General features: G+C 62.1%; 24 protein-coding genes and 1 pseudogene. 9 read left to right on the top strand and 16 right to left on the bottom strand.

What is annotated here, in order from left to right; translation table 11 throughout:
• Positions 1 to 71 precede the first annotated feature (71 nt).
• Positions 72 to 1,472, bottom strand: coding sequence for a PAS domain S-box protein (locus AC0L2P_RS05250; protein ID WP_473500171.1), 1,401 nt, complete (start codon positions 1,470 to 1,472; stop codon positions 72 to 74).
• 93 nt (positions 1,473 to 1,565) lie between these two features.
• Entirely contained in the window at positions 1,566 to 2,399 is an 834-nt protein-coding gene (gene ku, locus AC0L2P_RS05245; protein WP_473500170.1) for a non-homologous end joining protein Ku, read from the bottom strand.
• A 125-nt stretch (positions 2,400 to 2,524) separates the two neighbouring features.
• Here ku and AC0L2P_RS05240 point away from each other — a divergent pair, with 125 nt between their 5' ends.
• Entirely contained in the window at positions 2,525 to 2,989 is a 465-nt protein-coding gene (locus AC0L2P_RS05240; protein ID WP_473500169.1) for an NUDIX hydrolase, read from the top strand.
• Between the two features lie 19 nt (positions 2,990 to 3,008).
• On the opposite strand, the gene AC0L2P_RS05235 is transcribed toward AC0L2P_RS05240, so the two are convergent.
• Positions 3,009 to 3,647 carry an alpha-ketoglutarate-dependent dioxygenase AlkB gene (locus AC0L2P_RS05235; RefSeq protein ID WP_473500168.1) on the bottom strand — a complete coding sequence of 213 codons (639 nt, stop codon included), beginning with the start codon at positions 3,645 to 3,647 and terminating at the stop codon, positions 3,009 to 3,011.
• A gap of 127 nt (positions 3,648 to 3,774) precedes the next feature.
• Between AC0L2P_RS05235 and AC0L2P_RS05230 the strand changes: the two genes are divergently transcribed.
• Both AC0L2P_RS05230 and AC0L2P_RS05225 read left to right on the top strand, forming a co-directional pair.
• A complete protein-coding gene (locus AC0L2P_RS05230) occupies positions 3,775 to 3,990 on the top strand; it encodes a KTSC domain-containing protein (protein WP_473500167.1) in 216 nt (71 codons plus the stop codon).
• 130 nt (positions 3,991 to 4,120) lie between these two features.
• A pseudogene (locus AC0L2P_RS05225) lies at positions 4,121 to 5,198 on the top strand (sensor histidine kinase).
• A gap of 33 nt (positions 5,199 to 5,231) precedes the next feature.
• Here AC0L2P_RS05225 and AC0L2P_RS05220 read toward each other — a convergent pair.
• Both AC0L2P_RS05220 and AC0L2P_RS05215 read right to left on the bottom strand, forming a co-directional pair.
• Positions 5,232 to 6,434, bottom strand: coding sequence for an acetate/propionate family kinase (locus AC0L2P_RS05220; protein WP_473500166.1), 1,203 nt, complete (start codon positions 6,432 to 6,434; stop codon positions 5,232 to 5,234).
• Entirely contained in the window at positions 6,434 to 8,845 is a 2,412-nt protein-coding gene (locus tag AC0L2P_RS05215; RefSeq protein WP_473500165.1) for a phosphoketolase family protein, read from the bottom strand. Before AC0L2P_RS05215 ends, AC0L2P_RS05220 begins: the two co-directional genes overlap by 1 nt.
• A 297-nt stretch (positions 8,846 to 9,142) precedes the next feature.
• Here AC0L2P_RS05215 and AC0L2P_RS05210 point away from each other — a divergent pair, with 297 nt between their 5' ends.
• Positions 9,143 to 11,143: a protein-L-isoaspartate(D-aspartate) O-methyltransferase gene (locus AC0L2P_RS05210; RefSeq protein WP_473500164.1), complete on the top strand. Its 2,001-nt coding sequence runs from the start codon at positions 9,143 to 9,145 to the stop codon at positions 11,141 to 11,143.
• Between the two features lie 44 nt (positions 11,144 to 11,187).
• Positions 11,188 to 11,433, top strand: coding sequence for a hypothetical protein (locus AC0L2P_RS05205; protein ID WP_473500163.1), 246 nt, complete (start codon positions 11,188 to 11,190; stop codon positions 11,431 to 11,433).
• Between the two features lie 85 nt (positions 11,434 to 11,518).
• Here AC0L2P_RS05205 and AC0L2P_RS05200 read toward each other — a convergent pair whose 3' ends face one another.
• From AC0L2P_RS05200 to AC0L2P_RS05185, 4 genes are all read right to left on the bottom strand, one after another.
• Positions 11,519 to 12,010 carry a DUF1772 domain-containing protein gene (locus tag AC0L2P_RS05200; protein ID WP_473500162.1) on the bottom strand — a complete coding sequence of 164 codons (492 nt, stop codon included), beginning with the start codon at positions 12,008 to 12,010 and terminating at the stop codon, positions 11,519 to 11,521.
• Positions 12,011 to 12,104: 94 nt separating this feature from the next.
• Complete coding sequence (locus AC0L2P_RS05195) at positions 12,105 to 13,643, bottom strand: SpoVR family protein (protein ID WP_473500161.1); 1,539 nt, start codon at positions 13,641 to 13,643, stop codon at positions 12,105 to 12,107.
• The gene (locus tag AC0L2P_RS05190) at positions 13,643 to 14,965 is read right to left on the bottom strand and encodes a YeaH/YhbH family protein (RefSeq protein WP_473500160.1); all 1,323 of its coding nucleotides are present in this window, start codon (positions 14,963 to 14,965) and stop codon (positions 13,643 to 13,645) included. The genes AC0L2P_RS05195 and AC0L2P_RS05190 overlap by 1 nt, the downstream gene beginning before the upstream one ends.
• A gap of 19 nt (positions 14,966 to 14,984) precedes the next feature.
• A complete protein-coding gene (locus AC0L2P_RS05185; protein WP_473500159.1) occupies positions 14,985 to 16,934 on the bottom strand; it encodes a PrkA family serine protein kinase in 1,950 nt (649 codons plus the stop codon).
• A 271-nt stretch (positions 16,935 to 17,205) separates the two neighbouring features.
• Between AC0L2P_RS05185 and AC0L2P_RS05180 the strand changes: the two genes are divergently transcribed.
• Positions 17,206 to 17,367: a hypothetical protein gene (locus AC0L2P_RS05180; RefSeq protein WP_473500158.1), complete on the top strand. Its 162-nt coding sequence runs from the start codon at positions 17,206 to 17,208 to the stop codon at positions 17,365 to 17,367.
• Positions 17,368 to 17,383: 16 nt separating this feature from the next.
• Here the strand turns inward: AC0L2P_RS05180 and AC0L2P_RS05175 are convergent, their stop codons facing one another.
• Positions 17,384 to 18,451, bottom strand: a complete 1,068-nt coding sequence (locus AC0L2P_RS05175; RefSeq protein WP_473500157.1) for an ornithine cyclodeaminase — start codon at positions 18,449 to 18,451, stop codon at positions 17,384 to 17,386.
• A gap of 3 nt (positions 18,452 to 18,454) precedes the next feature.
• Positions 18,455 to 19,375, bottom strand: coding sequence for an arginase (gene rocF / locus AC0L2P_RS05170; protein WP_473500156.1), 921 nt, complete (start codon positions 19,373 to 19,375; stop codon positions 18,455 to 18,457).
• A 129-nt stretch (positions 19,376 to 19,504) separates the two neighbouring features.
• On the opposite strand from rocF, the gene AC0L2P_RS05165 reads away from it, so the two are divergent.
• Entirely contained in the window at positions 19,505 to 19,942 is a 438-nt protein-coding gene (locus tag AC0L2P_RS05165; RefSeq protein WP_473500155.1) for an Lrp/AsnC family transcriptional regulator, read from the top strand.
• Between the two features lie 111 nt (positions 19,943 to 20,053).
• A complete protein-coding gene (locus tag AC0L2P_RS05160) occupies positions 20,054 to 20,377 on the top strand; it encodes a hypothetical protein (RefSeq protein ID WP_473500154.1) in 324 nt (107 codons plus the stop codon).
• A 41-nt stretch (positions 20,378 to 20,418) separates the two neighbouring features.
• On the opposite strand, the gene AC0L2P_RS05155 is transcribed toward AC0L2P_RS05160, so the two are convergent.
• Both AC0L2P_RS05155 and AC0L2P_RS05150 read right to left on the bottom strand, forming a co-directional pair.
• Positions 20,419 to 20,640, bottom strand: a complete 222-nt coding sequence (locus tag AC0L2P_RS05155) for a hypothetical protein (RefSeq protein WP_473500153.1) — start codon at positions 20,638 to 20,640, stop codon at positions 20,419 to 20,421.
• A gap of 159 nt (positions 20,641 to 20,799) precedes the next feature.
• The gene (locus AC0L2P_RS05150; protein WP_473500152.1) at positions 20,800 to 21,963 is read right to left on the bottom strand and encodes a DUF3182 family protein; all 1,164 of its coding nucleotides are present in this window, start codon (positions 21,961 to 21,963) and stop codon (positions 20,800 to 20,802) included.
• Between the two features lie 166 nt (positions 21,964 to 22,129).
• On the opposite strand from AC0L2P_RS05150, the gene AC0L2P_RS05145 reads away from it, so the two are divergent.
• Positions 22,130 to 22,597: a YbhB/YbcL family Raf kinase inhibitor-like protein gene (locus AC0L2P_RS05145; protein WP_473500151.1), complete on the top strand. Its 468-nt coding sequence runs from the start codon at positions 22,130 to 22,132 to the stop codon at positions 22,595 to 22,597.
• A gap of 55 nt (positions 22,598 to 22,652) precedes the next feature.
• Here AC0L2P_RS05145 and cyoD read toward each other — a convergent pair whose 3' ends face one another.
• Genes cyoD through cyoB form a run of 3 tightly spaced genes read right to left on the bottom strand, consistent with a single transcriptional unit; the run spans position 22,653 to position 25,734 of the window.
• Entirely contained in the window at positions 22,653 to 23,081 is a 429-nt protein-coding gene (gene cyoD, locus AC0L2P_RS05140) for a cytochrome o ubiquinol oxidase subunit IV (protein WP_473500150.1), read from the bottom strand.
• A complete protein-coding gene (gene cyoC, locus AC0L2P_RS05135; protein WP_473500149.1) occupies positions 23,078 to 23,731 on the bottom strand; it encodes a cytochrome o ubiquinol oxidase subunit III in 654 nt (217 codons plus the stop codon). The genes cyoD and cyoC overlap by 4 nt, the downstream gene beginning before the upstream one ends.
• On the bottom strand, positions 23,728 to 25,734 hold the full coding sequence (gene cyoB / locus AC0L2P_RS05130; RefSeq protein ID WP_473500148.1) for a cytochrome o ubiquinol oxidase subunit I: 2,007 nt from the start codon (positions 25,732 to 25,734) through the stop codon (positions 23,728 to 23,730). The genes cyoC and cyoB overlap by 4 nt, the downstream gene beginning before the upstream one ends.
• Positions 25,735 to 25,736 lie beyond the last annotated feature (2 nt).

The following is a 25,736-nucleotide window of genomic DNA, read 5'->3' as shown; positions in this document are numbered from 1 at the left end:
TGCTCCTCCTGATTGCTACCAAAGGGATTGCGTTCCCACACGGCCGCCAAGCCGCGGCCGAGGTGCGGCCTTCAATCAGCCGCGATGCCGACCATCGACATCTGCACGAAGCGCAGCGGCGCTTCCAGCGTCCAGATGATGCCATGCCTCTCAAAATCAAGGCGGCCGGTGCCGCTGAGCGCCTGCGGCGTGACGCGCTTGAGCACGACCGTTCCGAAACCGCGTCGCGTGTTTTCATCCACCAACGGTCCGTCCAGTTCCCGCCAGACAAGGCGGAAACCATCGCTGCCATCGGCGGCTGGCGTCACGGTCCATTCGACCTCGACCCGTCCGTCATGATGCGACAGCGCTCCGTGCTTTACCGAATTGGTGGCCAGCTCGTGAAACGCAATACCGAGATATTGCACCGCGTTGGGCTGCAGCATGATCATCGGCCCGCTCATCGACAGACGGGCCGGTGGCGTGAACGCCTTGGTTTGGGCATGGATCAATTCGCCGATAGTCGCGCCGCGCCATTCGGCATCGACCAGCAGATCGTGCGATTCCGAAAGTCCCATGATGCGTTCCCGGACTTGGGAAAGGAAAGCCTCTGGCGTACCCGCCAGCTTGCTGGTCTCGCGGATCATCGAGACAATCACCGAATATTGGTTTTTGACGCGATGGTTGACTTCGCGCATGAGGGTGCGGATGCGCCGTTCGCTCTCCTTATGCGGGCTGATGTCGCGCGCGATCTTGGAGGCCCCGACGATACGCCCGATGCCGTCGCGTATCGGCGAAATGGTGAGCGAAACCGGTACCAGGGTGCCGTCCTTGCGCTGCCGGATAGTCTCGTATGAAGGAATCCGTTCGCCGGCGCGAATGCGGCTGATGATCATGGCTTCCTCATCCAGGTGGTCGGGCGGGATGAGGATCGTCACCGGGCGGCCGATCGCCTCGGCGGGCGTGTAGCCGAACAGGCGTTGTGCGGCGTCGTTCCAGCTAGTGATAATGCCGTTCAGGTCTTTCGACACGATCGCGTCCATCGAGGATTCGACGATGGCAGCGAGCCTTATGCCGGCGTCGTCAGCCAGTGCCTGGGTGCGCAGGTCGAGCAAGGTGTTGATGGCGCCGATGACCTCGCCGGTCGCATTGCGAAGCAGGACCGGATGCGCGCTGAACGGGATGAACTGACCGTCCGGCCGCTCGGCGATCGCCCGGCCCCCACGAACGTCCCGCTCCTCCAGCAAGGCAACGGCCAGCGGACATCCGTCGTGCACCATCGGCCGCCCATCCATGTGGCGAAGCTTCCATGATCCGCACCAGCGGTCCTGGCCGATAACTGGACGATATCCCCAGAGATCGGCAGCGGCTTCGTTGAAGAAGGTGATGTAGCCTTGTTTGTCGGTGGTGTAGACAGCGACAGGCAACGCCTGCATCAGATCGGCGGAGGAAACTTGCGGGATTCCGCCAGTCCTTAGTTCAACGACGTCCACCTGTCCCCCGCTCCGCTTGGCTTGCCGACGGATTGCTACGTCATCTAAATGCGCGCGCGTGTTTTCGGTTCCGTTCGATCTGCTTTCGGACATTCAGGCCGATTTGCGTTTCGCCGCCGCCCTCGGACTTTTGTTCGGAGCCTTGCCGCCCTCCTGCGCCAGGCTCTTACGCAGAACATCGGCGAGATTGACGACGTTCGTCCTCGGCGCGGGTGCCGGCTTGGGCGGTGTCTTGCCTTTGCGCTTGGCTTCGATCATCGCAACCAGCGCCTGTTCATAGGTGTCTTCGAACTTCGACGGATCGAATTTGGCGGGCTTCTTGTCGATCAGCAATTGCGCGATTTCCAGCATCTCGGGATCGACCTTGCGAGCCTTCAGCCCTTCAAACACCGCGTCCGTCGCGACCACTTCATTGTGATTGCGCAATTCCGTCATCACCATGCCCTTGCCCAGCGGCTGGATCAGTACCTCTCGGCCACGCTGGTACAGCACGACGCAGGACCGGGCTGCCACTTTCTTCCTGGCCATGGCGTCCCGGATCACCGCGAAAGCCTCCGTGGAGGGCGCATCGGCCGGGACCAGATAATAGGGCTTTTCGAGGTAGCGTGCGTCGATTTCGGCGGTGGGCACAAACTCGCCGATCTCGAGCGTGTGCTGCGACACCATCTTCAGTTTCTTGATTTCGTCCGGCTCAATACGGATGAATTCGCCCTTCTCCACCTCATAGCCCTTTACCTGGTCGGCAGCCTCCACCGTGTCGCCGGTCTCCTCGTCGATGTAAGCGCTCTTGACCGGGAGACCGTCCTTGCGATTCAGGATCCTGAAATGCACTTTCTCGGCCTCGCTGACGGCGCCGATGATCTTGACGCCACAGGAAACCGATCCGACTTTCATAAAGCCCTTCCAGGCAGCTCGGGGCGTCGCCATATCAATCACTCATTTGCCGAACGGACGGAACGGCTGCGAGCGGAAATCGTTCCGCCGTGGCAGGCTGCTCCACATGCTGGCCGGAACGAGAACGTTCGTTTCATTTTCGTCAGGGGAATAGCGGAATGGCCAAACGCAGCGCGGGGTTGCTCATTTATCGCCAAAGCAGAGGTTCACTTCAGGTGTTGCTGGTGCATCCGGGCGGCCCATTCTGGGCGAAGAAGGACGATGGCGCGTGGTCGATCCCGAAGGGCCTGGTGCACGAGAACGAGGACGAGCTGGCGGCGGCAAAACGCGAGGCCGAAGAGGAACTCGGCGTCGCCATCGATGGAGTTTTCGAGCACCTTGGCAGCTACCGGCAGCCGGGCGGCAAGCTCGTCATCGCTTGGTGCGTCGAAGCGGACTTCGACAGCGACGCCATAAGCAGCAACACCTTCGTCATGGAATGGCCGCCAAGGTCCGGCTCGATGAAGGAATTTGCCGAAGTCGACAGAGCGGGCTGGTTCTCCCTGCCTGAAGCCAACCTCAAGATCCTGAAAGGCCAGCGCGCCATGCTGGCGGATTTTGCCAGTCGGCATGGCGACCGATGAACCGTATCGGCTCAGTACTTCAGGGTTGCGCCTGGCTTGCCTCACCGCGCCGTCCCAAGCGAATTTGAGCGCGCAGCGTGCGCAACGTGATCGAATAGCGGTGCTCGGTAACCGGCGGAATGCTGTGCTCCCATTCGTTGCGCGCGGCACCCGTCATCAGATAGGCCGATCTGGGCTCGACGGTGACGGTCTTGCGATCCCATTGCGTGCCGTTTTTCCGGCGCAGGCGAAAGCTGCAGGCGGCCAGCAGCGAAACGCCGGCGACCGTCTCGAAATGAGGCTTGTCGCGGTGCCAGCCGATACCGGCGCCTGGCCGGTACTCGTTGATCAGCACCTGCACGAAGCTTTCGGCCGGAAAGCGGGCAAAGGCTGCAACCTTTTCCCTGAGCGGCAGCAGAAAGCCAGGTATCGGCGGTGCCTCGACGACTTCGCGCCGGTCGTAGTCGTAACGCAGCCCGAAGCCGACGACCCGGCGGTTTGCCAGATGGCCGTGAAAGTCGAAGGCCTGAAATGGCAGGCTTGCGAGCTGGCTCGCCAACGTTGCTTCTTCGTCCGGCGTGATCAGTTCGGGCTGGTAGCGAAATCCTTCCGGCAGGTCCTCGGTGGCGGCAAAGAGATCGCCCTGGCGGGCTGCAGCCGATGTCTTGAGCGTTGGCATCAGCCGTATTTGGTGAAGCCGGCCCGTAGCGGCAAGGCTGCTTCGGCAGGAAGGAACCCCGCTCTCCGCACAGGGTTATTCATATAATGGAGTGGCTGGAGCACTGCCGAGCATTGGACCTGTCGAGATGCCTTCAACTGCGATCAGAAACATCGACTATCAACCGGCGACGAGGGTGCTCTCGGTGTGGTTCGTCCCGAGCGGAAACCGCTATGATTACGAGGACGTTCCGCCGCAGGTCCACGCCGCGTTCCGCAAATCCTCGTCGAAGGGCCGGTTCTTCAACGCGCATATTCGCGACCGGTATAAATTCCATCTGGTCCAGCAGAGCCATTCGAGCTGAGCCTTCAGACTTCTCAATCATGATCTCGGCTGTCTGCCACTCGTAGCCGCACGGCAAATGAGCGGACTTCGCAGTTGGCGAGTGACCTGATATTGATCATGGTCCTACCCGAAGATATCGAAAGGTTGGAATGTCCGCCGAAGTCGAAAAAACCGAGCAGCTCCAGCAATTGCTCGACACGCTCGACCTGGCGGGCGCCCTGGACAGTGACAGCTACAAGAGGTTCCTCGACCAGCTGCCGATTGCGATCGCAATTTCCGATTTGGACGGCGATGAACGTCTATGTCAATTCCGAGTTCCAGAAATTGTCAGGCGTTTCTGTTGCAGAGCTGGAGCGCTGCAACTGGGCTGCACTGAGCGGAGAAGGCTTGGGCGAACACAAGGACCGGCCACTGGCCCAGGCCATCGTCGAGGACATCGACCGGGCGGGAACGTTCAGCATGCAACGTGACGGCACAGCGCCGGTCATCGTCGATGTGTATTCGAACCTTATCGAGGGCGAGCGCGGGCGACGGTCCTTTCGACTGGTCGCTCTTGTCGATGTCACCGCACACAAGGCAAGCGACAGCGAAGCGTTCGAACAACGCATCCGGGAAAAGGACACGCTGCTGCGCGAGTTGCAGCATCGGATGAAGAACAATCTCCAAATGATCACGGCTCTCATCAGGTTGGAGGCCCGCAGCGCGGCGTCACCCGATCAGAAACGTTTCGAGCGCCTCGCCGGCCGCGTCGATGCGCTCGCAATTCTCTATCAGACGCTGTCGGTGGACGAACAGAAGGCCGAAGTGGACCTCGGCGTCTATCTCAGCCAGATCGCTTCCGCCGTGATGACGTCGCACGCCATGCAAGGCATCCGGCTGGACATGAAGGTCGACACCTATCCCGTGTCCATCAACGTGGCGATGCCAACGGGTCTAGTGGTCAATGAGCTTTTGACGAATGCGCTGAAACACGCCTTTCCGGGTCGCGAAGGCGGAACGATCACGCTGCGCAGCGTCATCGATGGCGACGGTTTTCGCATCGTAGTCGCCGATGACGGCATTGGCCTGCCCGAAGGCGAGACCTGGCCGAAACCCGGCAAGCTCGGAGCATTGGTCGCTCAATCGCTGACCGAAAATGCCAAAGCCAGGTTCGAGGTGGATTCCGCCCCCGGCAAAGGAACGCGGGTGACCATCGTGTTCAACAGATCGGCCGCGCTCGCGACGTAGCCGGTCGAACATTGCCGTCGTAGGCGCCGCCATTCAAGGCCATCCGCCGAGCCCCTCCATCACCTTGCGCGTGTGGCGGGCGATGACACCTTCTTCGTCGGTTGCGATGACGCGGACTTCGACCTTGCTATCCGCCTGGCTTATGAGCGCTTCATGGGATCTGTTGGCGGCTTCGTCGATCGCCACGCCGAGCCAGCCAAGCCTCTCGCAAATGGCTTTGCGGGCCGGGGCAGAATGCTCGCCGATGCCGCCGGTGAACGCCAGGCATTCCAGCCCGCCCAGCGTGTTGGCGAGGGCGGCAACTTCCCTGGCGGCGCGGAAGGCGAAGAGCTCCACCGCTTCGCGAGCCCGGCGGTCGTCGCTGGCCTCCAGCGTGCGCATGTCGCCGGAAATGCCGGACACGCCGAGCAGGCCGGATTCCTCGTAGAGCATGTCTTGCAGGGCCTCTCCCGAAACGCCTCTTTCCAGCAGCAGGTACAAAAGCACGCCCGGATCGATTGCGCCGCAGCGTGTGCCCATGACCAGGCCGTCAAGCGCCGAAAAGCCCATCGTCGTATCGACGCTTTTTCCGTCGCGCATGGCACACAGGCTCGCCCCGTTGCCGAGATGGGCGACTATGGTTCTTTTCGCCGCCAGATCGGGCGATATCTGCTTGAGCCGGCCGGCGACATATTCGTAGGAAAGCCCGTGAAAGCCGTAGCGGTGGACGCCGTCTGCCTCATAGTTGCGCGGCAGCGCGAAACGGCTGACCAGAGGCTCGATGGTCCGATGGAAGGCCGTGTCGAAGCATCCGACCTGCGGCAGGTCGGGCCGCAGCGCGGCAAGCGTGCGGATTGGTGCGAGATTGCGCGGCTGGTGAAGTGGCGCTAGCGGGGTCAGCCGGTCGAGAGCCTCGATAGCTCCCGGCGTCAGGCGGACAGGGTCGACGAACTCGCGTCCGCCATGGACGATGCGATGGCCGGCGGCGATCAGTTTCCGTCCGCCAAGTTCGTTCTCGATCCATTGCAGCATCTGGCCGATGGCTATATCGGGGCTCATGTTGCGTGATGCGTCTGCGGCAAGTGGCCGATCGCACTGCAGCTCCCCATCGGCGGCTTTCGCGGTCAGCCTTGGCGCATCGCCCAGATCCAGCGAACCGCGCGAGGCAAGATCCAGCTCGGTGGACGCTGCGAGGTCGTAAAGTCCGAACTTGATGCTCGACGAGCCGGCATTCAACGCAAGGATCGATCGTCGCATCAATCGCCGGCCCTCGTCGCGCTGTCCTGTGGCCAGGACCATTTCTGGATGTCGGCCATGTCCTCGCCGTGTTCGCGGACATAGGCCTTGTGCTCAGCCAATTTCCTATGCAGCGCCGCGGCCAGATCCTTCCCCCGCTCGGCCAGCCCCGGCACGCGCGCGATCGCTGCGAGCGCCAGATGATAGCGGTCGAGCTGGTTGAGCACCACCATATCGAATGGCGTCGTCGTCGTGCCTTCCTCGCGAAAGCCATGCACATGAATGTTGTCGTGGTTAGCGCGCCGATAGGTCAGACGGTGAATGAGATAGGGGTAGCCGTGATAGGCGAAGATGACCGGCTTGGCCCTGGTGAACAGTGCGTCGAATCTGTCATCGGCAAAGCCATGCGGATGCTCGGAATTCGACTGCAATATCATCAAGTCGACGACATTGACGACGCGGATCTTCAGGTCCGGAATGCCCGAGCGCAGCATGTCGGCTGCGGCAAGCGTCTCCAGTGTCGGCACGTCGCCTGCGCAGGCCAGGACCACGTCCGGATCTTCGCCCTTGGCAACCGTCCCGGCCCATTCCCAGATGCCCGCACCGGCCTTGCAGTGGGCTTCCGCGTCTTCGGCGGACAGCCATTGCGGCGCCGGCTGCTTGCCGGCGACGATGACGTTGATGCGATTGTAGGTCTTCAGGCAATGGTCGGTGATCCACAGCAGCGTGTTGGCATCGGGAGGGAAATATAGCCTTACCGTATCGGCCTTCTTGTTGGCGACGAAATCGGCAAAGCCCGGGTCCTGATGGCTGAAGCCGTTGTGATCCTGCCGCCAGACATGCGAGGTCAGCAGGTAGTTCAGCGAGGCGATCGGCTTGCGCCAGGCAAGTTCGCCGGAGGTCTTCAGCCATTTGGCATGCTGGTTGACCATGGAATCGACGATGTGGACGAACGCCTCGTAGCACGAGAACAGGCCGTGGCGGCCGGTCAGCAGATAGCCCTCCAGCCAGCCTTGGCAAAGATGCTCGCTGAGCACTTCCATGACGCGGCCGTCGCGTGAAAGATGGACGTCGTAGGGCTCGATCCGCTCCATCCAGACCCGGTCCGTAACCTCGAACACGTCGTCAAGGCGGTTGGAGGACGTCTCGTCGGGTCCCATCAGCCGGAAATTCCTGGCGTCGGCGTTCAAGCGGATCACGTCGCGAAGATAGCTTCCGACGGTCCGCGTCGCCTCTCCGACGGTACCGCCGGGACGCGGTACGTCGAGCGCCAGGTCTTTCCAGTCGGGAAGCACGAGGTCCTGTTTCAGCAGTCCGCCATTGGCGTAGGGGATTGCACCCATGCGTCTTGGCCCCGTAGGCGCCAGCGCCGCGAGTTCCGCCAGGAGATGCCCGTCTTCGTCAAACAGCGTCTCCGGTTCGTAGCTGCGCATCCAGTCTTCCAGGATCTGGCGGTGCGCCGCGTCGCCGCGCGCGTTCGACACCGGTACCTGGTGAGAACGCCAGAAATCCTCGACTCGTCTGCCGTCGACCTCTTTCGGGCCGGTCCACCCCTTGGGGCTGCGCAGCACGATCATCGGCCACAGCGGCCGCTCTCCCTTCCAGCCGGCGGCTCGTGCAGGCTCCTGGATGGAGTGGATCCGGTCGAGCACGGTATCGAGCGTGCGGGCCATCTCCCGATGCATCGCGGCAGGCTCATGGCCTTCCACGAAGAAGGTTTCGTAGCCGTAGCCGAGGAACAGGCTGCGCAACGCCTCGTCTTCCATGCGGCCGAGGATCGTCGGGCTGGCGATCTTGTAGCCGTTGAGATGCAGGATCGGCAGGACGGCACCGTCGGATGCGGGGTTCAGGAACTTGTTGGAATGCCAGGCCGCGGCGAGCGGGCCGGTCTCGGCTTCGCCGTCGCCGACGACGCAGGCAACCACAAGGTTCGGATTGTCGAAGGCGGCGCCGAAGGCATGGACCAGCGCATAGCCGAGCTCTCCGCCTTCGTGGATCGAGCCGGGCGTCTCCGGAGCCGCATGGCTCGGCACTCCGCCGGGAAACGAGAACTGCCGGAACAGCTTTCGCAGGCCGTCTTCATCCCTGCCGACCTCGGGATAGATCTCGCTGTAGGTGCCCTCGAGCCAGGTGTTCGCGACCATTGCCGGGCCGCCGTGACCCGGACCGCAGATGAACAGAACATCGAGACCACGTTCACGGATAATCCGGTTCAGATGCACATAGATGAAATTAAGGCCGGGCGTCGTGCCCCAATGGCCGAGCAGCCGCGGCTTGATGTGCTCGGGCCGCAAGGGCTCGCGCAAGAGCGGATTGGCGAGCAGATAGATCTGGCCAACCGAAACATAATTCGCGGCGCGCCAGTAGCGGTCCATGAGATCGACATGATCAAGGCCGATCTCATGCGTTGTCTTGTGAGCCTCGTCGTTCATGGAAGCGTCTCCAGAATGCGTTTGCCCGCCGACAAATAGGGGCGGCATCGCATCAGAGAAATGATCTGCATCAAAATAAGTTTGGCCGGCGCGGCCAGCGCCCGCTTGCCGATCCTGCAAACCGCGACGCCAGACAAAAAGCGGGTCGGTCTTTTGGGGGAACCTCGAGGCATGCCAAAGGTTAGGAAGATGCACCATATGCATGAAATCCAAGTGGACTGCCGAGGCCCGCGATAACGACCGACCAAAGTGCCGCTGAGCAGCTTGGGTGGCGGAAGCCCTAGGAGAAGCAGAAAGATGCTCGATCTCTCCCATGCCCGCAACCAAATGGTCGATATCCACCTGAGTCGCCGTGGCATTCGCGACCGCAATGTCCTGCAAGCGATGCGCGAGGTGCCGCGCGAGGCCTTCGTCGATCCCGGTTTTCAAGAATTCGCCTATGAGGACGGCCCTCTGCCGATCGCCGAAGGTCAGACGATATCGCAGCCCTATATCGTTGCGTTCATGATCGAAATGGCGGAGGTCGGAGCCGGTGGCCACGTTCTCGAGGTCGGCACCGGCTCAGGTTATGCGGCTGCCGTAATGAGCCGTATCGTCGAACGCGTCTATACGATCGAACGCCACGCCGCGTTGGCTGAAACGGCGAGGCAACGGTTCAAAAAGCTTGGCTACGACAATATCGAAGTCCGCACCGGCGACGGCACCAAAGGCTGGCCAGAGGCGGCACCCTTCGATGCGATCCTGGTTGCCGCCGCTGGCCCCGGCGCACCGCTCGCCCTGCAGGAACAGCTCGACGTCGGCGGGCGGCTTGTCATCCCGGTCGGCGACGAACTCGACTCGCAGCGCCTGCTCAAAGTCATCCGCACCGGCGCCGCAACCTACACCGAGGAGGATTTCGGCGGCGTGCGGTTTGTTCCGCTGATCGGGGAGCAAGGCTGGGGCGAGCCAGGCAGCGACAGCCAGATAGCGGCCGATCTTCCGCACCGGCATCAGCGCAGGACCAGCCTGCCGCAGATGATAGCGGCCGCAGCCGAACCGCTTCCGGATTTCGACGATCCGGCCTTCGGTGCGCTGTTCGACCGGTTTGCCGACCGCCGCGTCGTCCTGCTCGGCGAAGCCAGCCACGGTACGTCGGAGTTCTACTGTGCGCGCGCCGCGATCACTCGCAGGCTGATCGAGAACCATGGCTTCACCATAGTCGCGGTCGAGGCCGACTGGCCTGATGCGGGGGCGATCGACCGCTATGTCCGCCATAGGCCGCCGCGGCCCGACGCCGCGCCGCCGTTCCAGCGCTTTCCCACCTGGATGTGGCGCAACACCGATGTCGCCGCCTTCGTCGACTGGATGCGAGGCCATAATGAGCGGATCAGCATATTCTCCCGGTGGGCCGGGTTCTATGGCCTCGACATTTACAATATGGGCGGATCCATCGCGGCGGTCCTGCAATATCTCGACCGTGTCGATCCGCAGGCGGCAAGGATCGCGCGCGAGCGCTATGGCTGCCTGACGCCGTGGCAGAACGACCCGGCCACCTATGGCCGTGTCGCGCTCACCTCCGGTTACCAGAAATGCGAGAAGGCGGTGCTCGAGCAATGCCGGGAACTGCTTGCCAGAGAGCTCGACTATGCCCAGCAGGACGGCATCGATTTCCTCGACGCCACCCAGAACGCCCGCCTGGTCGCCTCCGCCGAGCGCTATTACCGCACCATGTATTATGGTGGCGCGCAATCCTGGAACCTGCGCGACACCCACATGTTCGAAACGCTGGAGCACCTGCTGCAGGCCCGCGGCTCGAACGCCAAAGCGGTGGTATGGGCACATAATTCCCACATCGGCGATGCCCGCTATACAGAGATGGGGATCGTCAGGGACGAAGTGAACATCGGCCAGCTCTGCCGCCAGCGTTTTGGCGACGAGGTTGCGTTGATCGGGTTCGGTACGCATTCCGGCACGGTGGCCGCGGCCACCGACTGGGACGGCGACATGGAAGTGAAATCGGTTCGGCCTTCCCACAACGATAGCTATGAGCGGCTTTGTCATGACAGCGGCGTCTCGCCTTTCCTGCTCGACTTCGAGCGTGACGACACGCTGCGCCAACGGCTTCTGGAGCGCCGGCTGGAACGCTTTATCGGCGTTATCTACCGGCCTGAAACCGAGCTCCACAGCCACTATGCGGACGCCTCGCTCGCCCGCCAGTTCGATGCTTTCGTCTGGTTCGACGAAACCAGTGCAGTGACGCCGCTTGGGCCGGAACATGCGGGGGCAGGCCTTCCCGAGACCTATCCTTTCGGGCTCTAGCAGATTGGACCTGGGAAGCGGAAATAGAAAGAAGGAGGTCACCGATGGCCGGAAAAAAGACGCATGAGCAGCAATTGCGCGTCATCGAAGAGCGCGAGAACACGAAAAACGCCGGCAAGGATTTCGACGCCAAAGCGGATTTGAAAAAGACCAGGCAAGAGCGCGAGGCGTTCCGGCGCGGTGCCGAACTCAGATCGGACCCGAAGGATATTGCCGATCCCGACGATCGCAACATCATCGGCGGCGAGCACCAGGAAAGCGCCCACAACAAGCATCGCGCCGACCGCTGAACGGTGCCATCGCTTGACGTTAAGACAATACGGCGCCGGTCCGTTCTCTGATCTGACGGATGCAGCGCCGTCTTGATCCCTGGGCCTATTCGGCAAAAAACGTCGCGGCGACAGCAATCGAGACAAGGCTCAGCATCGCCAGGCCTGCCCTGGCGACATGCGAAGTCTCCCAGATGTTGCGCAAATCTCTCCAGTCGCCGGTCTGCTTTCGAGAGAACATTGAAAAAAACGTCGCGACTGATTTCGGCATGGCGACGTCTTGCACCCAGAAATTATTGACAGGATGCGTGACCAACCAATAGGTCGCATGCTCCGCCAGCAAGAAGACAAGCGCTGCCAAGGTCCACCAGAATCGGGCGCTTGGATAGTGGGTCAGGTAGAGCAGGACGGCGAGTGCAAGGATGCCGCCGATCTCGGCGAACCCGCCGATCGTGAAGCCGGGATAGTAGATCGCCTGCACTGATTTGTAGGTAGCCTCCTTGAGGCGCAACTTGCCGGGCAATTCCAAAGCGTGCGCGAGCGAGAGCGCCATCGAGATGGCGACCAGAAGAAGAGTGGCGATCATCAATGCGCGCATGTTCCTGCTCCCGATCATGCCAAGGTGCGTGCGTAGATAGGTTCGTTGGTGATCCGGTAAAGGCGACACCCGACGTCGCCGGCAGGCTGTTCGGTCATTCCCCGATCTGGCTGGTCGACCGTTCGTGGAGCGTGGCGCCGGTCTGCGCGTCGACCGCGACCATGCTTACCTCATAGCCCCAGAGCCTGCGGATGTGGCGCAGCGTGGCGTCGCGGCTGCCGCCTTCCAGCACGATCCCGTCCTTGACCTTGTGCTGCAGGCGCAGATGCCGGTCGCCGAGCAAGTCCAAGTCCACCACCTGGATGTCCGGCCGGCTGGCGCCGATGTCGTAGCTGTGGGCGAGTGCGCCGCGGATGCTCTCGTAGCCGCGCTCATTGTGTATCGAGGCGACTTCGTAATGGGGGTCGTTGGCCGCATCGGCAAGCACGAAGAACCGCCATTTCCGTATCAGGGTAGGGCTCAGATACTGGCGGATGAAAGACTCGTCGCGATGGTTGGCCCAGGCGTCCAGCAAGGTCTGGCGCCAGTCGCCGTTGCCGGCGATATCGGGGAACCAGTCGCGGTCCTCGGCCGTCGGCGCGGTCGAGATGCGCTGGATGTCCTGCATCATGTCGAGGCCCAGCGCGTAAGGGTTGATACCGGAAAAGCGCGGATCGTCGAACCCCGGCTGGAAGATCACGTTCGAATGGTTGCGCAGGATTTCCAGCATGGCACCTTCGCCGATCAGGCCGCGATCGAACAAAAGGTTCATCAGCGTGTAATGCACGAAGGTGGCGCAGCCCTCGTTCATCACCTGCGTTTGGCGCTGGGGATAGAAATACTGCGCGATGACGCGGACGATCCGGATGACCTCGCGCTGCCAGGGTTCCAGGATCAGGCTGTTCTTCTCCAGGAAATAAAGCAGGTTTTCCTCGGGCAGCTTGAGCGATTTCTTGCGCTCCGCCATGGTGTCCGTCTCGCGGACCTTGGTGCCGTCCTTGGACGGCGGCAGCGTGCGCCACAGATCGTTGTAGGAACGCTCCTCGTATTCCAGGCGCTCGCGAAGGCCCTCGCGCTGCTTTTCCGACGACAGTTTCGGCGGCCGGTGATATCTGAACACGCCCTGTTCCATCAGCGCATGTGCGGCATCGAGGATCTCTTCCACCGCACCGACGCCATGCCGCTCCTCACAGCGCGCAATGTAGCCCTTGGCAAAGTCCAGATAGCTGAGGATGGCGCCGGCGTCCGTCCACTGCCGGAACAGATAATTGTTCTTGAAGAAATGGTTGTGGCCGAGTGCCGCGTGCGCCGTCACCAGGGCCTGCAGGGCCATGGTGTTTTCTTCCATCAGATAGACGATGCAGGGATTGGAGTTGATGACGAGTTCATAGGCGAGCCCCCGTCCGCCTTTGCGATACAGCAGTTCCTGGTAGAGGTAGTGCTTGCCGAAGGACCAGTGCCGGTACATCAGCGGCATGCCGACGGACGAGTAAGCGTCGAGCATCTGTTCGGACGAGATGATCTCCATCTGCACCGGATAGATGTCGAGGCGGAGCTCTTCGGTGGCGATCGCCTCGATGGTCTCGTAGGCGCGCGACAGCGTCCTGAAATCCCAGTCGGAACCGGAAAACAGCAGCCCGGATCTGCTCGCCATCAGCCCCCTCTTTCACCGCTCTTTTGATAGCCCGGCTGTCTGGCGAAGAGCCGGCGGAAAACCGGGTAGATGTCGGCCGGGGTCGCGATGCGGCTCATCTGGAAGTTCGACCATCTCAGCTTGACCGCACTGTATGCACGCCACAGCGACGTGCCGTTGTCGGTAGCGCCGAAGATGTGGCTCTCGCGTTCGTCGAGGATCTCGACATACGCGAAATACTGGCAGAGCCGCATGATCTGTTCGTCGAGCAGGGCGATGCAGCGCTCGGAATCGGTGACGAAATTGTCGCCGTCCGAAGCCTGGGCGACATAAATGTTCCATTCGCGGCTGGGATAGCGTTGCTCGACGATGCGGTGCATCTCCTCGAGCGCCGTGGAAACCACCGTGCCGCCGCTCTGGGTGTTGTAGAAGAAGGTTTCCTCGTCGACCTCCTGCGCCTCGTGGGTGTGGCGGATGAAGACCACCTCGGTCCGGTCATAGCGCCGTTTCAGGAATAGGTGCAGCAGCACGAAGAAGCGCTTGGCCAGATCCTTCTCGCGTTCGCCCATCGAACCGGACACGTCCATCAGGCAGAACATCACCGCATTGGCGTTCGGCACCGGCTGGGCGTCGAAGCGGTTGAAGCGGATATCGACCGGATCGACAAAGGCGATCCGCCTGCGGCGGCGCTCCAGCCGCTCAAGCTCTTCCTGCAGCGCCACGATGCGCTTGCGCAGCTCGGCGTTTTGCGGCTTCGCCTCCAGCGACGCGATCTCTTGCGCGATTGCGTCGAGTTCCTCCTGCTTGGGGCGCCTGAGCGCTATGCGGCGGCCATGGCTGTTGCGCATCGTGCGCCCGACATTGATGTTGGTCGGCGAACCGGTCGCGGCAAAGCCGGCCCGGCGCGGCTTGAAAGCGAGGATCTCCTTGAGGTTGAGCTTGACCATGTCAGGCAGCTCGAGGTCTTCGAAAAAGAGGTCGAGCACCTCTTCGCGCGACAGCACGAAACGGAAGTCGTCCTCCGATTCGGTTCTCCCGGGGGCGGACCCCATGCCGCCGCCCTGGCCGGGCTTGGGCAGCCGGTCGCCTGGGGAGAAATGCTTGTTGCCGGGCAGGACGTGCTGGCGGCTGCCGCTGTTCTTGGCATCGTTGAAGCTCGGCTCGCCGGTACCCCGCGCCGGCATCGAAACGGCATGCTCGGCGTCCACGTCGGCGATCTTGCCGGCGCGGATCTGATCGCGGATGGTGCGCTTCAACTCTTCGCGCGCCCGCCGCAGGAAACGCTGCCGATTGCCGAGGCTTTTGTCCTTCGGGTTCAGTCGGCGATCAATGAAGATCGGCATATGTTACCCCGGGCTGGCTTCAACCCGCCTTGTTCACCCGCATGTACCAGTCCACCAGCCGGCGGACCTGGCGCTCGGTGTAGCCGCGCTGGATCATCCGCTGCACGAATTCGGTATGCCGCTTCTCCGTCACGCTGTCCTGCTTGGAGCCGAAGCTGATCACCGGCAGCAGGTCCTCGACCTGCCCGAACATCCGCTTCTCGATGACTTCGCGCAGCTTCTCATAGCTTGTCCATGAGGGGTTGCGGCCATGGTTTCTGGCGCGCGCGCGCAGCGTGAACTTCACCACTTCGTTGCGGAAGTCCTTGGGATTGGCGATGCCGGCCGGCTTTTCGACCTGCGACAGTTCGTTGTCCAAGACCTCGCGATTGAGGATCTGGCCGGTATCGGTATCCTTGTAGTCCTGATCCTCGATCCAGGCATCGGCGTAGGCGATATAGCGGTCGAACAGGTTCTGGCCGTATTCGCTGTAGGATTCCAGATAGGCCTTCTGGATCTCGTGGCCGATGAACTCGGCATAACGGGTGGCCAGCTCCGACTTTATGAAATCGAGATAGTCCGCCTCGGTCTCCTTCGGGAACTGCTCGCGCTTGATCGCCTCTTCCAGGATGTACATCAGATGCACCGGATCGGCCGCCACCTCTTCGGTGTCGTAATTGAAGGTCTGCGACAGGATCTTGAAGGCGAAGCGGGTGCTGACGCCGGTCATGCCTTCGTCGACGCCGGCTGCGTTTCGGTACTCCTGGACCGACTTCGCCTTGGGATCGGTTTCCTTGAGGTTCTCGCCGTCATAGACGCGCATCTTGGTGTAGAGAGGCGAATTGTCGTGTTCGGCCAGGCGGGTCGAAACAGTGAACCGGCTGAGGATATCGAGCACTTCCGGAGCGCAGGGGCTGTTAGCCAATTCGCTTTCGCGCAACAGCTTTTCGTAGATCTGCCGCTCTTCGGTGACGCGCAGGCAATACGGCACCTTGACCACCAGAATACGGTCGAGGAACGCCTCGTTGTTCTTGTTGTTTTTGAACTGCAGCCATTCCGATTCGTTGGAATGGGCAACGATAATGCCCTGATAGGGGAAAGCGCCGAAATTCTCGGTGCCGTTGTAGCTGCCTTCCTGGGTGGCGGTCAGCAGCGGATGCAGCACCTTGATCGGCGCCTTGAACATCTCGACGAATTCGAGCAGCCCTTGCGTCGTCCGGTTCAGCCCGCCGCTATGGGAATAGGCGTCTGGATCGGACTGGCTGAAGTTTTCCAGCTGCCTGATGTCGACCTTGCCGACCAGGGCCGAAACGTCCTGGTTGTTCTCGTCGCCCGGCTCGGTCTTGGCAATGCCGATCTGGCGCAGCCTGGACGGCATCAGCTTGACGACGCTGAATTTGGAGATGTCGCCGGACAATTCGTCGAGGCGCTTGGCCGCCCAGGGCGAGATCAGGCCGTTTAGCCGCCGCCGGGCGATGCCGTATTTGTCCTCCAAAAGGTCGCCCATGCGGTCGGGGTCGAACAGCCCGAGCGGCGATTCGAAGACCGGGCTGACCTGGCCGCCGACCTTCAGCGTATAGATCGGACGCTGCTCCATCAGCCTTTTCAGCTGCTCCGCCAGCGAGGACTTGCCGCCGCCGACCGGGCCGAGCAGATAGAGGATCTGCTTGCGTTCCTCCAGCCCTTGCGAGGCATAGCGGAAATAACCGGCGATACGCTCGATCGTATCCTCCATGCCGTAAAAGTCGGCGAAGGTTGGATAGATCTTGATCGTCCGGTTCGAAAAAATACGGCCGAGCCGCTCGTCCTTGCTGGTATCGACAAAGGTCGGCTCGCCGATCGCCTCGACCATCCGTTCGGGTGCCGAGGCGTACATCGACTTGTCCTCGCGGCAGGCAAGCAGATATTGCTGGAGGCTTATCTCCTCCTGAGCCGCATTCTTGTAAACCTCGGAAAACAGATCGAAGACGTCGGATTGATTCTCACGCATGGTATTCCTAGCCCCGGAGCCGGTGTGGCTGCACGTTTGTCTCTTGAACAACCAAATGTCAGAAAGCCCTTGTGGTTCCCTTCACTTCGCCGAGAGTGCATGTGATCGAAGGATAAGAGTCTAGATAAGGACATCCTGAGTGCAGACAAGGCGTGCAACGTCCTCCCCGAGGCATAAAATCCTGAATTGCACCACGCCCCGCTGACGACCCCCAACGAGACGGAGGAACGGTTCGGGTCCTTCCCGGTTGTGAGGGAAAGGAGACGGCTGGATGTTTGAGAATAATATATGGTTGCTCGTTGTTGCAGGCGGTCCACTGCTTCTGGCAATCCTGATCGCCTATGCCCTGCTCACGCAGCACCGTCGCGGCCCGGCAGAGCGCAGGGAAAGCGAGCGCGCCACGGAGCGCCTGTATGAGGAAAAGAAAGACTGACCGACGGGATCGCAGCTCAGCTGCCGGCAGCCGCCAGCCCGGTCGCTTTTTCGGCCCGCAGCAGCATGCCGAATAGGTCGCGCGGCTCATCGGGATCGGCCAGAAGGTCTAGTTCCTCATAAAGACCGGTCCGCTGAAGCTGATCGCGGACGTAGCGCAGCGCGGAAAAATCCTCGATTGCAAAGCCGACGGAATCAAACAATGTGATCTGTCTTGCGTCCGTCCGGCCAAGTGCCTTTCCTGTCATCACCTGCCACAATTCGGTGACCGGATGATCCGCATCGAGCTGCTGGCTCTCCCCTTCGATGCGTGTCTGCGGCGGATACTCGACGAAAATGTCCGAGCGCAGCAGAATGTCGCGATGCAGCTCGGTCTTGCCCGGGCAGTCGCCGCCCACCGCGTTGATGTGCACGCCGGATCCAACCATGTTGTCGGTCAGGATTGTTGCCGAGCGCTTGTCGGCGGTAACCGTGGTGATGATCTCTGCACCTTCAACGGCTTCCTGCGCCGACGCGCAGAGCTTGATGTCGAAACCCATGCCGGCAAGGTTCTTCATGCATTTGGTCGAGGCCGCCGGGTCGATATCGTAGAGCCGCAGCCTGTCGACGCCAAGCAGCGCCTTGAAGGCAAGGGCCTGGAATTCCGATTGCGCGCCATTGCCGATGATCGCCATGCACCTGGCGGCCTCGGGAGCGAGGTATTTCGCCGCGACGGCCGAGCTTGCGGCGGTTCTGAGCGCCGTCAGGATGGTCATTTCCGAAAGCAGCATCGGATAGCCGTTGCCGACATCGGCAAGCACGCCGAAAGCGGTCACGGTCTGGCGGCCGTCACGCGTGTTCTTCGGATGCCCGTTGACGTATTTGAACCCGTAGAGCCGCCCGTCGCTGGTCGGCATCAGCTCGATGACGCCGTCAACGCTGTGCGAGGCGACGCGCGGCGTCTTGTCGAACAGCTCCCAGCGCCTGAAATCCTCTTCGATATAGGCGGCAAGCTCGACCAGGAAGCGCTCGATGCCGATGGCAAGCACCAGCTTCATCATACGGTCGACGCTGACGAACGGGACGATGTTCAAATTGACGGTCATGGCTCAGAACCCCCTCGTCGGGCGATCCATGATCCGCCGGCCCATCAGGCTCGCGGTCAGGTCGACCAAAAGCGTGGCGGTGCGGCCGCGCTCGTCGAGAAAAGGGTTGAGCTCGACGAGGTCGAGGCTGGTGACGAGGCCGCTGTCATGCAGCATTTCCATCGCCAGATGCGCCTCGCGGAAGGTGGCGCCGCCTGGAACGGTAGTGCCCACGGCCGGGGCGATCGACGGGTCGAGAAAATCGACGTCGAGGCTGACGTGCAGCATGCCGTTGGCGGCGCTCACCCGTTCGAGAAAGGCGCGAAGCAGTTGTGCAATGCCGTGCTCGTCGATCGAACGCATGTCATGGACCGTCACGCCGGCTCTGCGCAACGCTTCCCGTTCCGCCAGGTCCACGCTGCGGATCCCCAGCGTGCATATGCGAGCCGGGTCCACCTGCGCCGCAAGGCGGGGGAAATAGTCTTCGAAGCCGGGCTGCCCGCTGGCATAGGCCAGTGGCACACCATGCAAATTGCCGCTGGTCGTCGTATCGAGCGTATGAAAATCGGGGTGCGCATCGAGCCACAGCACGAAGAGCGGCCGGCCGGCATTCGCCGCTCGGCGGGCAATGCCGGCGAGCGTGCCGGCCGACATGCTGTGGTCGCCGCCCAGAAAGATCGGCATCGCGTCGGCGCTGGCGGCATAGGCGGTTTCGCTGATCACTTCCGTCCAGGCTGCAATTTCCGGCAGCGCCTTCACCGCAGCGTTGCCGTGTACGACAGGGCGCACGTCGGCAGGGACGATGGTTCCGAGGTCGGTCAGCGTATGGCCGAGTTCGGTCAGTGCGCCGGCCAGGCCGGCCGTGCGCAGCGCGCTCGGCCCCATCTCGCAGCCCATGCGGCCCGAACCCGCCTGGATCGGCGCCCCAACGATCGTGCAATGCATGCCCATACCCCACCGAATTACGATGCCTTTATTGAAGCCGGCATCGCTGGCAGAATGAACATGTCAATTTGGCAAATTTGCCGAAGTGCCTTACCATAGTGGCACCATCTACTTCCGTTGTGAGCAATCATGGACCAGCTCGACGAGCAGATCATCACCTCTTTGCGGCACGACGCCCGGCGCAGCATTTCCGATCTTGCCATCAGCCTGAGTGTCTCCCGGGCAACGGTAAGGTCCCGGATCGAACGGCTTGAACGGGACGGCGTCATCGTCGGCTACACCGTCATTCTGCGCGCCGACGCGGTCGATCAGCGCGTGCGTGGCATCATGATGATCGAGATCGAAGGCCATGCCGCCGATCGCGTCATCCGGGCGCTGGGCGGCTTCTCCGAGGTCTCGACCATCCACACCACCAATGGTCGCTGGGATCTGGTGATAGAACTCGGAACCCAGACCCTGAGCGAGTTCGACGCGGTGCTGAGACGTATCCGCCTGATCCCCGGAATTACCGGCAGCGAAACAAGCCTGCTCCTGGCAACGCCACGCACCACCAAGGCGCGGCTGTGAGCTTAGAGGAAACCGCCTTGACCTGTAGCGGCAACGAAATCCGGAGCCGCGGAACCTTCAATTGGCGCCGCGGTTAGGCTCGGACAGGCCTTCTTCGAGGGAGAACCAATCATGGCTGACGCCCAGCAGGAACTCGTCGAATTCCTTATCAGCAAAGCCTTCGATCCGGTCATGCGGGCCAAACCGGGCGGAAAATCCGATGCCGAGCGCAAGACGCTCGAACATGTCCAGCAGGCTACGAAGACCGAGATAGAGCGCTATCGTCGTTACGGTACGGCCGAGGAGGTCGCGACCAATTTCAAGCGCGACTTGAATTCCGACGCTGCCAAAAAGTTGCACGCCCAGCTGCGGCGGCTGCATCTGCCGACGATCGAGGACATTCGCGACGACTTCGAGGACAAAGCCCGCAAGCTCGGGGTCAAGGCCTCGTCGTAGATCCGCGACTGGTCGCCCCGGTGACATCCCTCAGGCCGTCATCACAATCCATCCTTGGTCGGAGGCCACCCTGACCGAGCTGTCTCGGCGATGTTGTCCGACGTCAGCACGCCGCGATTGAGCTTTTCAATCGCTTCATCGGCTTCGCTTTCGTCGAGACCGGAAAGCGGCAACCCGTCGACCACGACCGCTTCGTCGCTCTCGCTGTCATAGACCTCCCAGAGGCCTTCCGGATCCTGTCGTTTGTCGTATGCGGTCGGCATGCTTTCTGACTTTCTTGGGCTGCCCAAAAACAACTCGGGTGATCGACGGATGTTCCTTGCCAGAAGCGTGTTTCGCTTGATTGCATGCGCGCGGCCAGCGGCCCCGGGACAGCCCAACGGGAGGGCGAGGCCCAGGGGCAAAGGTCTCGACTAGGCCGACTAGAACGACAACCCGCCGGTTTTCCCGACAGGCCCTCGGATCGCCTGGGTGACGACGGTATAACGCGTGATTTGACCCTCCTCGGGGTCCTCTCCCGCGAAGTGGATTTCAGCGTTCAGTGGCAATTTTGCAGTGTTGCCGAATTGCTTGACGGCGGAGACATGCACGATCTGCATATCGGGGTCGCGCTTCATGGCGTCCATTGCTGCCAGCTCGGCGCTGCTGCTGCCACCGATCCGCCAACTGGCTTCCAGCACACCCGATCGCCAGATGCCCGAGGAATCGACACCTTGGCCGATGTCGTAATTGCGTCGCGAGGCGAAGAATCCGGGATAACCATTCATCGCTGCGTCATAGGTTCTCGCCTGCGCCACGGCCAAACCCAGCGCCGGAGAAAGTCGCAGCCCATCCAGCGCCTCCCATCCGCCGCGCACGACGACCAGGTCGGATCCGCCGTAAACGGGCTGTCCGTCATTGTCGGTCGTCGTCCGCTGGGTGCCGTAATAGCTGATCGACAATTCGTCGATCGTGGTTCTGCCGACGCTCAGCGTGACGATGTCGCGAAGCTGCGTTTCGAGAACAAGGCCGTATTCGCTCAGATCAGAGGATGGATACTGGTCCAGCAGCCTTTCGACCTCGCCGACCGTCGCGGCGGTGTGCTGGTCGCGGCCCCGCGAAGCGCGCGGTGGCTTGAACCGGACCAGCCCGAGCTCCAGCAGACGTTGCGCTGCGCGCAGCGCGTCGTGGCGTGAAAATGCAGTGTAGCCGGGCAGTACGGCCGTGGCGACGGCGCTGCCGAAGCCGGCGGGCCATTCTTTTGGCCGTGCCGCCGATCCGTCCACCAGCTCGTGGGTTATGGCCTTGGTGGTTGCGAGGCGCCAGGGCACCACCCCGCCGAAGAGGTCGTCGGGCCCGTTGATGCCCAGTTGGGCCGCGTCGGCAGCAAGCAGGCTGTCGTCCGGCACGAAATACAGCCCGCCGCTGTCACCGCCGCCGTCACGCAGGCCCTCGCGGAAGGAAAATCCCTTCAACGCTGCAATCGTGCGCGCGACGGCAGCGACGGTTTCCCATTCGTGCGCGTAGATGGTCTCGCCGCCCGGCGCGGAGAATACGACCACAACACCTTTCGTCCCGCTTGGTTGCTTACCGCTTAGCCCGGTCATGTCGCGCCCATTGCCGTTTCCGCCGCGATGCGTCCGAACCGAAAAACCCGTTTCCGCGGCGAATGTTCCGGCCGACGGCCGGCTGCGGGTTTTGACCGGGTGGCGGCCCGGAACATCGGCGGCTCGCGGTTGTTATGCGGGAACCTCAGCCAGGGAGATCGAGACCATGGCCTTCACGCTCAAAAGCCCTGCCTTTGCAGATGGCAAAAAAATACCGCCGCGCTATTCCCGCGACGGCGGCAACGTTTCCCCACCATTGGAGTGGACGGACGCCCCGCAAAGAACCAAAAGCTTCGTCCTGGCCGTCGAGGACCCCGACGCCCCTTCGGGCACGTTCCGCCACTGGGCGGTCTACGACATCGACGCACGGCGCAATTTTCTTCCCGAAGGGACGACCGCCGGGGCCAAGACCGAGAGCCTCGGGCACGGTGTCAATGATTTCGGCAATCCTCATTATGACGGTCCCCAGCCGCCACCCGGGCACGGGCTTCATCATTACCATTTCCGGCTTCTTGCCGTCGACGTCGAGACGCTGGGTCTCGGCGAGAAGGCTGCCGTCGACGACGTGCTGAAGGAGGCCGCGCCGCACGTCCTGGGAGAGGCCGAGCTCGTCGGCACATTCGAACGGGCTTGAGACCGGAGCTCGCTGTCGCATGAACTGCGGCGAACGGCCGGAATAATCGCTAAAATCAGCGGTTCATGTTCATGTTCGCGTTCATCGGCATCAAATTGTGGTCGAGATTGGCCATGATCCAGATCGAGCCGCCGATCACCAGAACTACAATCAGCACGCCGAAGGCAAGCGCCAGGGCGTTGTTGGTGTTGTCCGGCCCCGTAGTGATGTGCAGGAAGAAGACGAGATGCACGCCCATCTGGGCGATCGCCAGCACGACCAGCGCCACCGGAATGCCGGGTGCCCATATCAGGTTCGCTCCGGGCAACCAGAACGAGGCGATGGTCAGCAGCGTTGCCAGCCCGAGGCCGATCACATAGCCGCGTAACCCGGATCCGACCTCGGCGTCGCCGAGGTATTCGTCACCCGGCGCCGTATCGATGTCGTAGCGCTCCAGGCCATCGGTGTCGCGCCGTTGCGCGTGGCGATCGTCAGCATTGCTCATCGACTTGCTCCCAGGAGATAGACCACCGTGAACAGGGCGACCCAGATGATGTCGAGGGCGTGCCAGAACAGGCTGAAGCACATGAAACGCCGAAGAATATCGTCGCGGAATCCCTTGGCGAAGATCTGTGCCATCATCGTGAGCAGCCACAGCAGCCCCGCCGTGACGTGAAGGCCATGGCATCCCACCAGCGTGAAGAACGCCGACAGGAAAGCGCTGCGCGTCGGTCCGGCGCCGCTGGCAACCATATGCGCGAACTCGCGCAACTCGAGCAGGATGAAGGTGGCGCCGAGCACGAAGGTGACAGCCATCGCGACGTAGAACCAGGAGCTTCGCCGCGCTGTCACGGCGAGGCTGGCGAGACCGCAGGTAAAGCTCGACAACAGCAAAGCGGCCGTCTCGATCGCGACGTTGCGCAGGTCGAACAGCTCGGCTCCGCTTGGTCCGCCCGCCGTCTTGCCCGCCAGCACGGAATAGGCCGCGAAGAAGGCCGAGAACATCACGATGTCGCTCAGAAGGAAGATCCAGAAGCCGTAGCCGACGACGATCCGGATCGGTGCCGGGCCGCCGTCGCCATGACCGGGGGCATGGCCGTGCCCGCGATGGCCGAGGCGGTAAGGATCACGCTCGCGAACATCGATTGCGGTCATGGCCTTGGCCCCGTGTAAGTGGCCAGCGCCTCGCGGCGGGCACTTCGGTTGGCGCGGTCGATCCGGGCGACTTCGGCGGCAGGAATGACGTATTCGGGAAAGTCGCGCCACGCGAATACGACGAAGGTGGCGAAAGCACCGAGCGCGCCGAGCGCCACCATCCACCAGATGTGCCAGATAAGGGCGAAGCCCATCACGGTCGCAAAGAAGGCGCAGATGAAACCGGTGGGACTGTTGCGCGGCATCTCGATCGGCTCGTAGTCAGGCTCGTCGCGCAGCCGGTTTTGCTCGCGTGCCCGCTGCTTGATGCTCCAGTAGGGCTCTTCGCCCTCGACATGCGGAAGCGCGGCGAAGTTGAAGACCGGCGGCGGCGAGGGCGTGGCCCATTCCAGCGAGCGCCCGTCCCAGGGATCCCCGGTGGCATCTCGAAGCGCCGCGCGCTGCCGGATGCTGACGACGAGCTGTACGATCTGCGCGACCACGCCGGCGGTGGTGATTAACATGCCGGCGCCGGCAACCAGCACCCAGGGATACCAGGCCGGCACGTCGAAATGCTGCATGCGGCGGGTCATGCCGAGCAGGCCGACAGCGTAGAGCGGCACGAAGGTGGCGTAGAACCCGATCAGCGTCAGCCAGAAGGCCAGCTTGCCCCAGCCCTCGTGCAGCCGGAAACCTAATGCCTTGGGAAACCAGTAGGTATATCCAGCGAAGGCGCCGAACAGCACACCGCCGATGATGACGTTGTGGAAATGCGCCACCAGGAACAGGCTGTTGTGGAGCAGGAAATCGGCCGGTGGCACGGCCAGCAACACGCCCGTCATGCCGCCGATGACGAACGTCACCATGAAGCCAAGCGACCACAGCATCGGCGTCGCGAAGCGGATGCGGCCGCCATACATGGTGAACATCCAGTTGTATATCTTCACGCCGGTACCGACAGCGATGATGCTGGTGGCGATGCCGAACGCGGCGTTGACGTCGGCGCCGGCGCCCATGGTGAAGAAGTGGTGCAGCCACACCATGAAGGAGACGATGCAGATGAACAGCGTCGCTGCCACCATCGAACGGTAGCCGAACAGCGGCTTGCTGGAGAAGGTGGAGATGACCTCCGAGAAGATGCCGAACGCCGGCAGGACGAGGATGTAGACCTCGGGATGGCCCCAGGCCCAGATCAGGTTCACGAACATCAGCATGTTGCCGCCGGCTTCGTTGGTGAAGAAATGAAAGCCGAAATAGCGGTCGAGCGTCAGCATCGCGAGCGTGGCGGTGAGGATCGGGAATGCCGCGACGATGAGCAGGCTGGCGGCGAGTGAGGTCCAGCAGAACATCGGCATGCTGAGGTAACTCATGCCGGGCGCCCGCATCTTCAGGATCGTGGTGACGAAATTGATGCCGGTGAGCAGCGTTCCAACGCCCGCTATCTGCACTGCCCACAGATAATAGTCGACGCCGACGCCCGGCGAGTAGGCGGTCTCGCTGAGCGGCGGGTAGGGCAGCCATCCGGTGCGCGCGAATTCGCCGATCACCAGCGAGATGTTGACCAGCAGCGCACCGGTGGCGGTGAGCCAGAAACTCACCGAGTTGAGCGTCGGAAAGGCAACGTCGCGGACGCCGAGCTGCAGCGGCACGACCAGGTTCATCAGCCCGATGACGAACGGCATCGCCCCGAAAAAGATCATGATGGTGCCGTGGGCGGAAAAGACCTGGTTGAAGTGATCGGGCGGCAGATAGCCGGGCGCCTGGAAGGCGAGGGCCTGCTGGGACCGCATCATGACGGCGTCGCTGAAGCCGCGGAGCAGCATCAATAGCGCCAGCAGCACGTACATCACGCCAATCCGCTTGTGATCGACGCTGGTGATCCATTCGCGCCACAGATAGGGGAAATGGCCGGCCAGGAAGACCCAGGCCAGCACGCCGAGGATTGCCAGGGCGACGACCGCCGAGGCGATCATCGGCAGAGGCTGATCGAACGGAATGACGTCCCAGCTCAATTTTCCGAGCATTG

It is taken from the genome of Mesorhizobium sp. WSM4836, from assembly GCF_055811815.1.
Note: the sequence above shows the minus strand (reverse complement) of the source record. Positions and strands in the feature narration are given on the sequence as shown.